Below are 16353 nucleotides of genomic sequence, written 5' to 3' on the forward strand. Positions count from 1 at the left end.
TCATTGCTCCTGAGCCTCGGCAAACAGCGCTTCGAGCGCCTGGACCTTGTCTTCGCTGACCGCCTCGTCACGGTGCATCTCGATCTGCCGGGCCAGCAGCTCCACGGTTTCGCCCTCGAAGAACACCTTGAGCGGCAAGGTGACATTGAGCCGCGCCTGAACCTGGGAACGAATCCGCGTGGCCAGCAACGAATGCCCGCCCAGGGCAAAGAAGTTGTCGTTGATGCCCACCCGCTCCAGTTGCAAAGCCTCCTGCCAGACCTCGGCCAACAATTGCTCGAGCTCATTGCCCGGCGCGACGTAGGCAACACCGTCCAATGCCCGCGCAGCCAGGGCGGTCCGGTCAAGCTTGCCATTGGGGGTACGGGGCAGGCTTTGCACCGCCTGCAACGTCGAGGGCACCATGTACTCAGGCAACTGCTCTCGCAACAGTCCCAGCAATTGCACGGTCCGCGGCTGCGCATCGGCCATGGCGGCCAACACCACATAAGCCACCAGTTGCTTGCCGGCGGCGGTGTCGCGGGCGATGGCCACCGCCTCGCGCACGCCCTCCTGCGAACCCAGCAGCGCTTCGATCTCACCCAGCTCGATGCGGTGGCCACGAATTTTCAATTGATGATCCAGCCGACCGAGGTAATCGACCAGGCCGTCGGCGCGCACACAGGCAAGGTCGCCGGTGCGATAACAGCGCTGGCCCGGCTCGCTGGCGAACGGATCCGGAACGAAGCGGCTGGCCGTCAGCCCGGGCCTGTTGAGATATCCCCGGCTAAGCCCGGCACCGGCAACGTACAACTCACCCTCCTGGGCAACCCCCGCCCAGCGCTGTTGATCATCAAGCACATACAGGCGAGTGCCGGCAATGGGCTCGCCGATGGCGACGCGCAGTTCGTGATCAACGCGATCCCCTGGCGCCACCTGGTAGGCGCAGCACCAGACAGTGCTCTCCGAGGGCCCGTATTCGTTGACCAGCGTTACCCCCGGCAGTGCCTGGCGGTGGCGGCGCAGCAGCTCGGGAGGACAGACCTCGCCGGCAACAATGGCGCAACGCAACGCGGGCGCCGCCTGCAGATGCTCAAGCACCTGGGCGTGCAGCGACGGCAGGGCGAGAAAGTGCGAGATGGCCTGGCGCTCTATCAGTTGGGCAATGGCTTGAGGGTCCTTGTGCGCCTGCTCAAGCGGCAGGCACAGGCTGCCGCCCTGCCCCAGGGACCAGAAAATCCCCGCCACGGAGCTGTCGAACGAGAACGACGAGAGCATCAGGAAGCGTTGCACCGGCTGCTGATAGAACTGCACCCGCGCCTGGGTCGAGGCCAGCGCATTGGCGTGGCTGACCATCACCCCCTTGGGTGTGCCGGTGGAGCCTGAGGTGTAGATCACGTACGCCAGGTCATCCGCCTCGCCGCAACTGGCCAGCGGGCTGTCATCGACCTGATCGAGCGCCTCGTCATCCAGGCTGAGCAGGGTTGTCGTCGCCGGCATGGCGATAGCCGGATCAAGCGCCTGCAAGGCAATCAGGCACTCTACCCCAGCGTCCTCGAGCATGAAGGCCAGGCGCTGCGCCGGATACTGCGGGTCCAGCGGCAGGTACGCCGCTCCCGCCTTGAGGATAGCCAGCAACGCCACGATGATCTCCACCGAACGTGCGCCGTAGACGCCAACAATCGCCTCACGGCCGATTCCGCGCTGGTTCAGAACGCGGGCCAGCTGGTTGGCACGGCGCTCAAGCTGGGCATAACTGACCTGCTGCTCGCCGATCTGGATCGCTGTCCGTTCGGGATGCTGCTGCGCGTGGCGCTCGAACAACTGGTGCAACTGGCGGCTGGCGCTCTCGCCCAGCGACAGACTGCGATCCAGTGCCTGCTGCAACGGTCGGGCCTGGGCGGCATCCACCAGGGCAACCTTTTGTGCTGCTTGCCGGGGGTCAGCCACGGCTTGAGTGACGAACTCAGCAAACTGAGCCAGCCAGGCGCACCCCAGTTCGGCGCTGAATGAGCCGGTCGGCGACAGCAGGCGCAACAGCAGATCATCACCGCTGGGAGCTACCTGCAGGTGGAGTTTTTCCAGGCTGGGGCGATCCAGCCGGCCCCCCTCAAGCGGCTGATCAGCCCAGGAAAAACCGAAGTCCAGCCCCGCGCCCTGGCCACCGAGCATGTCCAGTTCGTTGAAGCAGTCCTGCCAGGACTGGCTCAACTGCAGCTGCGCGGCAAAGTGCTCGGCGTAGCCGTCCACGGACAGATCAGCCTGGCGACTGAAGGCAACCGGCAAACGCCAGGCCAGATGCCCCAGGGTAGAGTGCAACTGCTCGTTGCGCCCGCTCATTGCGCAGGCCACCAGCCAATGCTCGCGGCCACTCAGGCGACCGACGAACAGCCCCCAGAGCAACAGCAGTGATGCTGCGTCCGAGTCCAGTCGCCATTGCTGGCGCAGGGTGCGCAGCGCCGGCACAACCGCTGGCAAATGCTGCTCGTGTTGCTGCAATGCCCCCATGAACGGGGTGAGCCGTTCATAAGGCAGACGCGAGTCGACCTGCATGTCGCGGTACAGATTGCGCCAGAACTCACCCCCCTTGCGGCCGATGTCCTCCTGCGCAAGACCGGTCTGCCAATCGGCGTAGTCGGCGTATTGCAACCCGTCGAAGGGGGCCAGCGACTGCCCCTGGTAGAGCGCGCGCAATTGCTCCTCCAGCAAGCCCAGGGCAACCTCATCCAGGCTCGCCAGGGGCGCAGCGACTCGTAAGCGGTGTGCATCCTCGCCACTGCCCAGGCCCAGCACCAGGCTGTGGTTTGCCAATTGCGCCAGGCACGCTGGACCCGCCTGTTCGAAGGTGCCCGGCGCCACCGACAGCAGACACAGGCGCGGCTGGGCATGAATCACCTGAACCGGACGTTTCATCCCCGGCATGTTTCGGTACTCGGTGCGCAGGATCTCGTGCCGTTCACTCAGGTCAATCGCCGCCTGCTCGAGCCGCTGGCGATCGATGGGGGCATCGAACGTCATGATCAACTGGGCGCCGAGGATCGTGCCACGGGCTTGCTGGGCATCGAGAATGGACGCTTGCTGGGCGGAAACCTGGAAAACTTCGGAAGGGTCGACTGGAGCGTTCATGGGGAATCCTTAACCAATTGCCACATCGACGCTGTTCAGCGCGATAGCCATTGCAGTGAGTATTTTTCGCGGCCCGGTGTATTCGTTGCGCGCGTGAACCGTAAGAATGTTGTCGAGAATCACCACGTCGCCCTGCTGCCAGGGGAACTCGACCATGACCTCTCGATAGATTTGTTGCAGGTGGGTGATGTAGTGCTCGGGGATTGCCGAGCCGTCACCGAAGAAGGTGTTCTGCGGCAGGTCCATCGGCGCGAACTCGGCCAGCAGGCTGGTGCGGATACTGTCTGGCAGCGTCAGCGCATTGAAAAAGGTCGCGTGATTGAACCAGACCGTCTCGCCCGTACGCGGATGACGGACCATGGCCGGACCGCGCTGGCGCGTGCGCAGCCGGTTACCGGGCTTCCACTGCGGCTCGACGCCGATCTTGCGGCAGTAGGCTTCAACCGCCTCGCGGTCTTCGGTCTGGAACACGGTCTGCCACGGCAAGCCCATGCCATCCCCATAGTTGCGCACATACAGCACGCCTTTGCGGGCAAACGCTTCACGCACCTGAGGATCGATCCGATCGAGAATCAGCCGTGTATCACCCAAGGGCGTCTCGCCCCCGGTCTGTGACGCCAGGTCACAGTAGAAATACAGGTGCAAGGGAAATACTGGCGAATAGGAGTGCTCGTTGTGCGGGAAGATCTTCTCCACCGCCGGGTAGTCTGTGGAGCTGTAGACATTCAACTTGCGGGTAATCTGGGTACGTGGCGAAGCCCGGAACAGGTACTCGAGCGCGCCGCCGGAGATCACATCGACACAGCGGTTGAAGGTTTCAATGTCCTGTACATCGAAACCACGAAAAAGAATCGCCGCGTGCTTGTCCAGCTGTTGCTCGATCAGTTCGCGGTTTTCGCTGGCCCATTGCACCAGGCCCACGCCGGGTACGGTCGGGCGACACAGCAAGGGCATAGAGCCGCCTTCCAGCAGCGGCGAAAACGCCACCAACTGCTGGGCGCTGGCACCAAGGCTCTTTCTTCTGCCTTTGGCCAGTGCCGGTATGACGTGAGACTGGAAATCCGACATTTAACACCTTCCATTCGCTGATTCGACATTGGCGGCAAAGCCAATCGATAGATCCGTCCGGGCGCTGCTTCAATTCACCTGGTTACTGCCTGCGCGCTGCGGCGAGCGCCGACGAATCGGGTGCTGCTGCAGCAATTGCGTTCTGCGCGCTAGCGCCTGATCCTTGCCGGCCTGCTCCTGCACGGCCCGCGAGGCGTCGAGCAGAGCCTGGAGCGGTTGCTCTGGCGCCTGAATCATCTGTTCGAGTACCAAGGCCGTCTGCGCAAACAGACAGGCCATGTCATTGCTTTCGTACAGCCCGGCAATGCATTTGAAGCCAACCCCGATGGTCGTCGACGAGTTGACGAACTCGGCGATCAGGTCCAGCTCCGCCGCCGCCTGTCCCGCGGCCCAGGGGCTGATCTGCAGCCCATCGATAGCCACCGGCTGCGCCCCTTGTTCCTGGTAGATGAATTTGATCGCGAACAACGGCGACTTGCCTGAACGACGCGGCAACCGCAGCGCCTCCACCAGGCGATCGAACGGCAGGTCCTGATGGTCCGAAGCACCGATGACCGTGGTGCGGCAGGACGCCAGGAAACTGCCGATCGTCTGTTGTTGATCTACCGAGAGTTGCAGTACCAATTGATTGACGAAGAAGCCGACCATTTCTTCAACGCCGGCGTGATTTCGGTTGGCGACATCCGTCCCCAGGCGGACCCGGGCAGCGCCACAGCGCTGGCTGACGACCAGGGCAAAGCCGGCCAGCAGGAGCATGTACAGGGTCAGGCCCTGTGCCTTGGCAAACTGACGCAAGCGCTCGCTCAAGCCCTGCTCAAGGGCAAACTCGTACACCTCGCAGTCTTGCTGCTGATCGGCGGATGCGCCGCTGCCACTGGCCGGCAAGGTGGTGAAGAAATGCTCGCTGCCCAGTTGCTGCTGCCAGTACTGCAACTGCCGGTCATGCTCCCCAGCCGCCAGCCATTGACGCTGCCACACCGCAAAATCGAGGTACTGCAGGCCTGGCGCGCTCAAGCCAGGCGCCACACCGGTGGCAAATGCCTGGTAGAGCGCGCTGAACTCGCGGATCAAAATGGCAAACGACCAGTGGTCGGCGACGATGTGATGCAGCGTCACCAGCAGCACGTGGCGCTCTGGCTCGGTGCACAGCAACTGCACCCGCAACAGCGGCCCACGCTGCAGGTCGAAGGGGCGCAGGGCCTCTTGCTGCACCTGTTGCGCCAGCACCACCTGTCGGTTGGCGCTGTCCAGGGCCTGCAGATCGACACTCTCGAACGGCACGGGCAAGTGCGCCTGGACCCGCTGCCAGCTTTCGCCCTGATCCTCAAAGAACGTCGTGCGCAGCACCGCGTGGCGCGCAACCAGGGCTTCGAAGGCCAGGCGCACGGCCTCGACCTGCAATGGGCCGAGCAACTCCAGCGCGCGCGGAATGTTGTACATCGAACTTTGCGGTTCAAGTTGCCAGAGGAACCACAAGCGCTGCTGAGCATAAGACAGCGGCTGCGGCTGCGAAGCATCGACCCCATGCAAGTCCGGCAGCACGCGTCGGCTTCCGGTTGCCGGTAACTGCTCGACGAATGCCTGTAGCGACGGGCTGTCGAACAGCGCGCGCAAAGGCAGGTCCAGCTGCAGTTCATGGCGCAGTCGACTGATCACCTGGGTCGCCAGCAATGAATGGCCGCCCAGCTCGAAGAACTGGTCGTCGAGCCCGACCCGCTCAAGCTTGAGGACCTCCTGCCAGACCTGGGCGACCTGCTGCTGCAGCGCGGTGCTGGCGGGCCGATAAGGCTTGCTGGCGACGCTGCTGTCGGCCAGCGCCAGCAAGGCCTTGCGGTCGAGCTTGCCGTTCGGGGTCAAGGGCAGATGGGCAATGACGCTCAGGCGTGTCGGCAGCATGTGCGCCGGCAGGTTCAAAGCCAGGGACTGGCGCAACTCGCTGCACAGTTGCTGGCCCTGCGCCGCGTCCTCGAACAGCTGCCGGTCGGCCCCCACCAGGTAGCCCACCAACTGCTGTACACCTTGCTCTTGCTGGGCCACAACCACCGCATCACGGACCCGCGCATCGGCCAGCAAATGACGCTCGATCTCACCGGTTTCGATACGAAAGCCACGGACCTTGACTTGATGATCGGCGCGCCCGGCATACTCGATCTGCCCATCTGCCGCGTAGCAGCCCAGATCGCCAGTGCGGTACAGGCGCCCGCCAGGTTGCGCGGCGAACGGGTCCGGCACGAAGCGTTCGGCCGTCAACCCGGGCCGCGCATGGTAACCCCGCGCCAGTGCGTCGCCGGCAATGCACAACTCGCCAACCACGCCCGCAGGCACTGGCTGCAGGGCCGGCCCCAAAACCAGCAGCCGGACGTTATCGAGCGGCCGCCCGATCGGCACCATGACCCGTTCCAGCGCCCCGGTGAGCATGGCGAAGGTGACCTGGATGGTGGCTTCGGTCGGCCCGTAGAGGTTGACCAGCGTACCCGGCCAGCGCTGCAACAGCTGGTTGGCCAGGGTTGCACTCAAGGCCTCGCCCCCTGCCATCAGATAGCGCAAGCTGGCCATGCTCTGCGCCGTCGCCGCCGGCAGTACCGCCTGCAGCAGCGAAGGCGCCGCCTGGACAATGGTGATGCCCAGTGCTTCGACCCGGGCCCAGAGCCTGGACATATCGGCTGACAAGCCCGGCTCGGCAATGACCAGTTGCGCCCCGCAGATCAATGGCAGCCAGCACTCCCAGACCGAAGCGTCGAAGCTCAGGGCGGTCTTTTGCAGAACCCGGTCGGCAGGCTCAAGTTGCAGGGTGCGCTGCATCCAGTGCATGTGATTGGCCAGCGCCCCGTGCCGCACCTGCACGCCTTTCGGGGTGCCGGTGGAGCCTGAGGTGTAGATCATGTAGGCCAGGTTGTCCGGGTGCAGGCAGGTGCTGACATCGGCGATTGGCGGCCCGGCGTAGGCTGCGCTGTCGAGCACCAGGCGGGTAACGCCCGCCGGCACGTCCAGCGCAAGGCCCGGCTGAACGAGCAACAAGCGCGCGGCGCTGTCGTCGAGCATGAAGCGGATGCGCGCCTGCGGATAACCGGGGTCCAGTGGCAGATAGGCGCCACCGGCCTTGAGGATCGCCAGCAAGCCAATGATCATCTCCAGGCTTCGCTCGACAGCAATGGCGACGACCACCTCGGCCCCTACCCCAGCCTCACGCAAACGGACTGCCAACTGGTTGGCTGCGCTGTTCAATTGCTCGTAGCTCAGGCGCTGGCCGGCATACTCGACGGCACAGGCCTGCGGCGTGCGCGCCGCCTGCTGCCGCACCCAGTCATGGATAGCCAACGGCGGCACGTCCACCGGCGGCTCAGGTTGAGCCCGCTGCAACACCGCCTCGCGTTCGGCCTGCGCCAACATCTGCAGTTCGCCCAGCGGCGTCGACAACGCGTGCGGCAATTGCTCGAGCACAGTGCGCAAATGCTCGGCCAGGCCCTGCAGCGCCTGCTCGCCGATGGCGTCGCAGGCATAGTCGTAATCGAGCTGCAGCTCATCGCCCACGCTCACCGCCACCGACAACGCGTAGTGGGTCTGCTCCTGGTTCGCCACCGCACCAAACCGCGGGCCCTGCTGTTGTTGCAACGCCTCGGCCAGCGGGTAGTTCTCGAACACCAGAATATGGTCGAACAACGCATGGGCCTGATGCCCCGCCCAGCGCTGGATTTCGAACAGCGGGGTTTGCTCGTGCTCGCGCACCGCAAGGTTGAGCGCCTGCACCTGCTCCAGCCACTGCGCCAGGGTCTGCTCGGGCCGCGGGCTGGCAATGATCGGCAGGGTGTTGATGAACAGGCCAATCTGCTGCTCGATCCCCGGCAGCGGCAGGCTGCGCCCGGCCACCGTGGTGCCCACCACCACGCTGCGGCGCCCGCTATAGTGCTGCAGCAACAGCAACCAGGCCGCCTGCACCAGGGTATTGAGGGTGATTTTCTGCTGACGGGCGAAGGCACTTAGCTGCGCGGTGTGCTGCGCGTCGAAGCGCTGGACCAGGCTTGCACGCAGGCCCTGGGCCTGTGCCCGGCCCGCTTCGGGCAGGTAGCGCGCCAGGTGCAGTGGCTCGTCCAGCGCCTGCAGCTGCGCAGTCCAGAACTGCTGGGCCGCCCGTCCATCAAGACCCTGCAAATGCTCGATGTAGTCGCGGTAGCGGCTTGCCGGCAAGGCGCCAGGCTGGTCGTTGTAACGCGCCAGCACTTCGCCGAGCAGCCTGGCATTGCTCCAGCCATCCATCAGGATATGGTGGTGGGTGTAGATCAAGTGATGCCGCTGCTCACCGGTGCGCACCAGATCGAAGTTCAACAAGCCCGCGACCTGCAGGTCGAAGCCGTGTTGACGCCGGCTCAGGGCCAGGCCCTGGAGCCTGGACGCCAGCCCGGCATCGCCGCGCCAATCATGCTCGCGCAGATCAAGCCGGACCTGCTTGCAGACAAACTGCAGCGGCTGTGCCAGGCCGCCGTCCCAGATAAAACCACTGCGCAGAATATCGTGGGCCTGCACCGTCGCCTCCCACGCCTGGCGAAAGCGTTCCGGCTCCAGGCCGTCGACGTCAACCCGTAGCTGGTTGACGTACTCGGCACCGTTGTTGCTGTACAGGGCATGAAACAGCATGCCCTGCTGCATGGGCGACAGCGGGTAAAGCTCATCGACCTGGCCGAGCAGCGGCGCAAGCTGATCGAGTTGCGCCTGCCCAAGCCTGGCCAGGGGGAAATCCGACGGTGTCGCCTGCGCGCCTGGCAGCTGGCAGCAATGCCCGATCAAGCCTTGCAGCTCATCGAGGTAGGCATCGGCCAAGACCTGGACGGTACTTGCCTGGAACATGGCTTGACTGAACGTCAGGCGCAGGCCCAGTTGCCCTTCATAGACTTGCCCCTCGATACTCAGCCAGTTGGCCAATGGCGCATCGCTGGCCTGCCCGGCACCACCCGGCTCACTGGCCGGATACAGCAAGGCGCGCTCGTCGAACTGACTGTCAAAGCGCCCCAGGTAGTTGAAGGTGATCCGCGGTGCAAGCGCATCGCCGCCCAGGCTTGCGCGCTGCTGCGCGCTCCCCAGGTAACGCAGCACGCCAAAGCCCAGGCCTCGATCAGGCACCGCCCGCAACTGCTCCTTGATCGATTTGATCGAAGCCCCAAGATCATCCTCGGGCACCAGCCGAAGCGGGAAAATACTGGTGAACCAACCCACGGTACGGGTCAGGTCCAGGTGCTCGAACAGATCTTCGCGGCCATGGCCCTCCAACTGCAGCAACGCACTGTCATGCCCCGTCCAGCGACACACCGCCCGCGCCAGGGCGGTCAGCAGCAGATCATTGACCTGGGTGCGGTAAGCGCCCACCGCGTCCTGCAACAATTGCCGGGTGTGCTGCACATCGAGGCGGATTTCAATGCTTGCCGCGTCGCGGTTGTACAGCGTGCCCTGGCGGTTGTCACAGGGCAGGTCCACAGCGTGCTCAAGCTGCGCTTGCCAATACGGCAGTTGCTCGCCGGCACGCTCGAGGTAATCCTGCAACTGCACAGACCAGGCCTGATAGGCACTGGTCTTGGCGGGCAGTTGAACAGCTTGCCCGGCCTGCAACCGGGTATAGGCCGACTGCAGGTCTTCGAGCAGGATCCGCCAGGAAACCCCGTCGACCAGCAAGTGATGAACCACCAGCAACAGGCGTTGACTGCCATCGCCCATGTGCACCAACAGGGCCCGCAGCAACGGCCCCTGCTGCAGATCGAGGCTGCGCTGGGCGGCTTCGCACAGCTCAAGTAGCTGGGTCGGCGTATCGGCCTGACGCTGCCACAGCTCAAGGGCCGCTGGCGGGGCCTGGTGAAACTGGCGCCAGCTCGCGCCCAGCGGCTCAAAGCGCAAGCGCAGGGCATCATGGTGATCGACCAGCGCCTTGAGCGCCGCTTCCAGCAACGCAGGCTCCAGCGTTTGCCGCGCATTGAGCAGCAATGACTGGTTCCAGTGCGCCGGTTGCGTCAGTGACAGCTCAAAAAAGCCCTGTTGCACCGGGGTCAAGGCTACATCGCCATGCACCGGCCCCTGCTCGATTTCGCGTACCGTACCGGCTTGCGCCGCCTGCGCCAGGCTGCGCAACGTCTGGTACTGGAACAGATCGCGCGGCGCCAGCAGCAGGCCGGCCTGGCGCGCGCGGCTGACCACCTGGATGGCAATGATCGAGTCACCGCCCAGCTCAAAAAAGTTGTCATCCAGACCAATGCGCTCATGCCCCAGCAGGGTCTGCCAGATCTGCGCCAGGGCGCGTTCACGTTCACTGCCCGGGGCCTGGTAGGCGCCTTTGGGGGCAGCCTGGGGCGCAGGCAACGCCTTGCGGTCGAGCTTGCCGTTGGGTGTCAGCGGCAACGCCGGCAAGACCATCAGGTGATTGGGCAGCATGAATTCGGGCAGGCTCTGCAGCAGCCAGGCCTTGAGCCGGGCTTGCCAGTCGTCCGGCGCCTCACCTTCAAACACCAGGTACGCCACCAGTTGCTTGCCCTCCGGGGCCAGCACCACGGCCTCGCGCACCAGAGCATGCTGAACCAGGCGCGCCTCGATTTCGCCCAGTTCAATGCGCAGGCCGCGGATCTTGACCTGATGATCAAAGCGCCCCAGGTACTCGATAACCCCGTCGACCCGCTGTCGCACACGGTCGCCAGTGCGGTACAAGCGCTCGCCACTGCCAACCGGGTCAACCACAAAGCGCTCGGCGGTCAACCCCGGGCGGCGGTGATAACCGCGGGCCAGGCCTTGCCCCCCGAGGTACAGCTCACCCGCAACACCGGGCGGTACGGGCGCGAGGCTAGCATCCAGCACCAGGGTACGCAGGTTGGCGATCGGCACCCCGATCGGCACGCTGTCGCGGCCCTCGTCCACACAGCTCCAGTGGGTAACATCGATGGCCGCCTCGGTAGGGCCGTATAGGTTGTAAAGCCCGGCCTGCGGCAACTTGGCAAACACCTGTTGCTGGGCATCCACCGGCAGCGCCTCGCCACTGCAGACGATACGCTTGAGGCTGCGACAACCCTCGACACCCGGCTCATGAATAAATGCCTGGAGCATCGACGGAACAAAATGCAGGGTGGTGACCTGATAACGCTCGATCGTGGCAATCAGCCGCGCAGGCTCGCGGTGTTCGCCCGGCGCGGCCACCGCCAGGCGGGCACCGCTGAGCAGCGGCCAGAAGAACTCCCAGACCGACACGTCAAAGCTGAACGGGGTTTTTTGCAGTACCGTGTCGCCGGCCTCCAGGCCATAAGCCTGTTGCATCCAGCACAGCCGGTTGACCAGCGCCGCGTGGCTGTTACCGGCGCCTTTGGGGCGGCCGGTGGAGCCCGAGGTGTAAATCACATAGGCCAGCTGCAGCGGGTCGACGACGATGTTCGGGTTGCTCGTGGCGTAGCCACCCAGCCAGGCACCGGCCTGGTCCAGCACCATCACCTGCACCGCCTGCAGCGGCAAGCGCTCGGTCAGCGCCGCCTGGGTCAGTACCAGGCGCACGCCGCTGTCCTCGATCATGTAGGCCAGCCGCTCGGCCGGGTAGTCGGGGTCGAACGGCACGTAGGCGGCGCCGGCCTTGAGGATCGCCAGCAGGCCGACAACCATCTGCAGCGAACGCTCGACAGCAATGCCGACCAGGCTGTCGGCACCGATGCCGGCTTCGATCAGGCAATGGGCAAGCTGGTTGGCGCGGGCGTTGAGCTCGGCATAGCTGAGCGTTTGATCGGCAAACAGCAACGCCGTGGCATGGGGGCTGCGCTCGACCTGGGCTTCGATCAGCCGGTGCAGCGGTTGCTGCAGCGGATAATCAACGGATGTCGCGTTCCAGTCGACGACGATACGCTGCAACTCTTGATCATCAAGCATGCGCAACTGCTCGACAGGCGCGTGCGGTGCGGCCAGCATCGAACCCAGCAGGTTCTGCCAATGCCGGCCCATGCGCTCGATGGTTGGCGCCTCGAACAGGTCGCTGGCGTAGGTGATTACAGCCTGCAGACGCCCGCCCTGCTCAAAGGTATCCAGGCTCAGGTCAAACTGGGTGGTGCGGCTTTGCCAGTCGACCTGGCTCATCTGCAGCCCGCCCGCCAGGTGCAGCGTGGTGACGTCGGCGACCTGCGGCTGATGGTTGTACATCACCTGGAACAACGGCGTGTGGCTGAGGCTGCGCTCAAGGGCAAAGGCCTCCAGCAGTTGCTCGAACGGCAGGTCCTGGTGCGACTGGGCCCCCAACACCGTGTCCTTGACCGCCGCCAGCAATTGGCTGACGGTCGTCTGCCCGTCGAGCCGGGTACGCAGTACCTGGGTGTTGACGAAGCAGCCGATCAGGCCTTCGATCTCACTGCGGTTGCGGTTGGCAATCGGCACGCCAACGCGCAGGTCACGCTGACCTGTGTAGCGGTACAGGAGAATGTTGAACGCACCGAGCAGCAGCATGAACAGGGTCACGCCCTGGCTGCGGGCAAACGCGCCCAGGGCCTCGGCCAGTTGCGGGTCCAGGCTCAAGCGCTGGCGTGCACCGCGATAGCTGGGCAACGCCGGGCGCGAATGATCCAGCGCCAGTTCCAGCGGCGGGTGCTCCTCGCCCAACTGCGCGCGCCAGTAGTCGAGCTGACGCTGCTTCTCGCCCGCTTCCAGCCAGCAGCGCTGCCACAGGGCGTAATCGCTGTACTGGATGGGTAGCGCGGCCAGGGCCGGCACCTGCTTGCCCAGGTGCGCGGCGTACAACTGGCTGAACTCTTCAATCAGGACGTTCATCGACCAACCGTCGGAAACGATATGGTGCAAAGTCATCAATAGCACGTGCTCATCGGCCTTGAGCTTGAGCAGCAGCACCCGCAGCAACGGCCCCCGGGCCAGGTCGAAGGGCTGCAGCGACTGTTGCTCGGCCAGGTCCCGCACGCGCTGTTCACGTTCGGCGGCATCCAGCACACCGAGGTCCAGGTGCTCGACCTGCGGCCATTGCGCAGCCGGCATCAGCGCCAGGCGTTCATCGGCTTGCTGAACAAACACACTGCGCAGGGTTTCGTGGCGCTGTACCAGGCTGGCAAACGCCTGTTCCAGCGCCTCGACATCCAGGTTGCCCTGCAGGCGCACGGCGCTGGGCAGGTTGTAGGCCGCGCTGCCAGGCTCCAGTTGCCACAACAGCCACATGCGCTGCTGGGCATAGGACAAGCCGCCCTGCCCGGCCACCGGCACCTGGGCCGGGATCGGGAACTGGGCAAAGTCGACCCCTTCACGGGCCAGCCCCTGAAGAAAGATGCGGCGCTTTTCCAACGGCAACTCTATGAATCGGCGGGCAAGCTTGCGGGCATCTTCGGCATTCATCGACTTTCATCCATCCAGGGGAACAACGAGCCTGCAGGCCCGGTAATTCAAGAAAAACGGATGACCGCGAATGAAAATTAAGCGCATCGGGCTGATGACCCAGGAGCTTTGAAACATTTGCTTTCAACTAACCCTGCGGGTTTTACGATTCTCGTTCGTCTTATCTATTGCAGTCCCAAGGCTGAGCATTGGCTCGACCTCAATTTCTCTGAAAAGACACCTGCAATGTCCCAGAAAGCGAAAAAGTCCAAATCCAGGCTGTGGTTCCTGGTCCATAGCTGGCTCGCCCTGCCGATCTGGTTTTTCGTCCTGATCGTCTGCGTCACCGGCACCCTGGCGGTGGTCAGCCAGGAGATCGTCTGGCTGGCCAACCCCGATGTGCGCGCCAGCAAGCCCGACGGCGACGCCGAGCGGCTGAGCTTCCAGCAGGTGCTCGATGCCCTGCACAAGGCCGAGCCGGACATGGCCGTGCGCTTTATCAGCCAGCCGGACGGTTCGCACTTTGCCCTGACCGCGGCGGTCACCTTCCCCGACGGCAGCGCCCCGACCCTGTACGTCAACCCCTATACCGGGGCGATCCAGGGCAAGAGCCCGGCGTTCAACTTCGAGGGTTTCACCCGTGCCCTGCACGGCTGGTGGCTGGTGCCGTTCACCAATGGCTACAGCTGGGGCTGGTACCTGGTGTCGCTGCTCGGCCTGCCGATGCTGGCCTCGCTGGTTACCGGGCTGGTGGTCTATAAACGCTTCTGGAAGGGTTTCTTTAAGCCGACGTTGCGCTTTAACCATGGCGCGCGGATCTTCTGGGGCGACTTCCACCGCCTCAGCGGCATCTGGTCGATCTGGTTCATTGCGGTGATTTCCATCACCGGTACCTGGTTCCTGATCCAGGCGATCCTCGGTGACAACCACATCACCATTTCCACCGAACCGGTGGTACCGGTGATTGCCCGCGAAGACGTGCCGCGCACCGAATCCGGGGCACCGGCACCACGCATCAGCCTGGATGACGCCACGCGCATCGCCAAAGAGCAGATCCCCGGCCTTGATGTGAGCTTCGTGTCGCTGCCCGGCAACGCCTACGCCCACGTCTACCTGGGCGGGCGCGGCTGGTACCCGCTGATGTTCCAGACCGTCAACGTCAACCCGTACAACAGCAAGATCGAGGCGCAGTTCCTGATCAACGACCGCTCGACCCTGGAGTTCGTCACCGAATCCATGCGCCCGCTGCACACCGGTGACTTCGGCGGCCTGGCGATCAAGCTGATCTGGGCGTTCTTCGGCCTGGTGCTGTCGATGATGGTCTTGAGCGGCCTGCTGATCTGGACCAAGCGCACCGCCCAGGCCACCGCTGCCGCCCTCAAGCGCGAGCAACGGCCGCGCAAGCAAACCGCCAGTGCTACCGACACCGCCACGGAGGCCAGCCTATGAGCAAGGCAGCAGTTGCGCCGCAAAGCCCGTTGAGCCGCTTCTGGCACAAGTGGCGCTTTCACCTGAACATCCTGCTGTTGCTGATCCCGCTCGGCTTCATGCCCAAGTACTTTGCCGATGCCGCGCTGTTTCGCGGTGACAGCGGTCTGGGCGAGCGCGAGCTGGGCGAGATCAAGGTCGGGCCGTGGAGCGTGCAGCTGGCCGAGTTGCGCGATGAAGCACCGCGCGCCGATGGCCCTGCCGGTCACTTCAAGGCCTTCAACATTGCCCTGTGCCAGGCCTGCATTCCCGAGGTCAAGGCGGCTTACCTGCGCATCGGCAAGCCGCGCAGCCTGCGCGCCGCCGGGACGATTTTCTTCGGCCCCCCGTACCGCATGAGCACCAGCCTGCCAGTGCCGGCCAAGACCCGCGCCGATGCCGAAATCTGGATCACCCTCGAAGGCTGGGACGGCAGCATGCACCAGGCTGCCGTGCCGCTGAGCAAGGCCTCGCCGGCCACCGTCGCCTGGCTGAACAAACAAGGAGGCAAATGATGACGTTGCGCAAACTGCTGCTGGCGTTGCTGCTGCTTGGCGCAAGCGGCCAGGCCATGGCCCACAACCCGATGTGCGAATGCAAGCCGATCGATGGCGGGCAAATCGAATGCACCGGCGGCTTTTCCGACGGTAGCGGCGCGCCCGGGGTAACCCTCGACGTGATCGGCTACAACGAAGAGATCCTGGTGCCGGGCAAGCTGGGGGAAAACTCCAAGCTGACCTTCAAGCGCCCTGAAGGCGAGTTCTATGTGCTGTTCGACGCAGGCCCCGGCCACGTGGTGGAAATCGACTACGCAGATATCGAGCAATGAGCCGCGTGCAGGTGGTGCGCCCGGCCGGTGCCGGGCATGAAACCCTGTACGTGCTGCTGGTCAGCTTGTTGATCCTGGCGGTGGCCGCCGGCATCGTCGCCCTGCGCGGCGAACGGCATGACGAGGTCAGCATCGAGGCCCACCAACTGGATGCCCGCCGCGACCTGACGGCCGCGGAGCAAGGCGTGTATGCCGACCTGCGGGTGGCCTTCGACGAGATCCAGGCACGCCGCGAAGAAGCCCCACAGTTGCTGGCCGTCGAAGACCTGGCCGAAGAAGGCTTCCCGCCCTTCGTCGCCGATGCCAGCGCCGCCAGCCGCGGCCAGCACCACTGGCAACTGCTGCAGGAACGCGCCTACCTGGGCCTGAGCCAGGCCAGCACGGTGGCCGGCAGCTTCCTCTTGCTGGTGCCCGAGGCCCACGATGGTGTCGCTGATGTCTGGCTGCAGCGCAGTCCTTCCGCCAGCGCCCCTGCCGACTTCAGCCAGGCCGCGCTGATCGCCGCCGGCTGGCAACAGATCGCCGCCCACTACGACGCCGGCGTCACCCGCCAGCATCGTCACTGACAC

General features: G+C 64.6%; 7 protein-coding genes. 4 read left to right on the forward strand and 3 right to left on the reverse strand.

Translation table 11 applies throughout. The annotated features are described in order from the left end of the window. The 3 genes from LOY54_RS17955 to LOY54_RS17965 all read right to left on the reverse strand — a co-directional run bounded on the left by LOY54_RS17955 (position 1) and on the right by LOY54_RS17965 (position 13509). A complete protein-coding gene (locus LOY54_RS17955; protein WP_258607455.1) occupies positions 1 to 3105 on the reverse strand; it encodes an amino acid adenylation domain-containing protein in 3105 nt (1034 codons plus the stop codon). Positions 3106 to 3114: 9 nt separating this feature from the next. Then, positions 3115 to 4173 (reverse strand): TauD/TfdA family dioxygenase, encoded by a 1059-nt coding sequence (locus tag LOY54_RS17960; protein ID WP_045194609.1) that lies wholly within the window; start codon positions 4171 to 4173, stop codon positions 3115 to 3117. A gap of 69 nt (positions 4174 to 4242) precedes the next feature. Beyond that, a complete protein-coding gene (locus LOY54_RS17965) occupies positions 4243 to 13509 on the reverse strand; it encodes a non-ribosomal peptide synthetase (protein WP_258607456.1) in 9267 nt (3088 codons plus the stop codon). Positions 13510 to 13734: 225 nt separating this feature from the next. On the opposite strand from LOY54_RS17965, the gene LOY54_RS17970 reads away from it, so the two are divergent. Genes LOY54_RS17970 through LOY54_RS17985 form a run of 4 tightly spaced genes read left to right on the forward strand, consistent with a single transcriptional unit; the run spans position 13735 to position 16350 of the window. Beyond that, positions 13735 to 14937 carry a PepSY domain-containing protein gene (locus LOY54_RS17970; RefSeq protein ID WP_045194614.1) on the forward strand — a complete coding sequence of 401 codons (1203 nt, stop codon included), beginning with the start codon at positions 13735 to 13737 and terminating at the stop codon, positions 14935 to 14937. After that, a complete protein-coding gene (locus LOY54_RS17975) occupies positions 14934 to 15470 on the forward strand; it encodes a thiamine pyrophosphate-binding protein (RefSeq protein WP_258607458.1) in 537 nt (178 codons plus the stop codon). Before LOY54_RS17970 ends, LOY54_RS17975 begins: the two co-directional genes overlap by 4 nt. After that, entirely contained in the window at positions 15467 to 15784 is a 318-nt protein-coding gene (locus LOY54_RS17980) for a hypothetical protein (RefSeq protein WP_408980525.1), read from the forward strand. The genes LOY54_RS17975 and LOY54_RS17980 overlap by 4 nt, the downstream gene beginning before the upstream one ends. Next, positions 15781 to 16350 (forward strand): DUF6162 family protein, encoded by a 570-nt coding sequence (locus LOY54_RS17985; RefSeq protein ID WP_213603813.1) that lies wholly within the window; start codon positions 15781 to 15783, stop codon positions 16348 to 16350. The genes LOY54_RS17980 and LOY54_RS17985 overlap by 4 nt, the downstream gene beginning before the upstream one ends. Positions 16351 to 16353: the final 3 nt, after the last annotated feature.

Source organism: Pseudomonas sp. B21-032 (genome assembly GCF_024748965.1).
Classification (GTDB): domain Bacteria; phylum Pseudomonadota; class Gammaproteobacteria; order Pseudomonadales; family Pseudomonadaceae; genus Aquipseudomonas.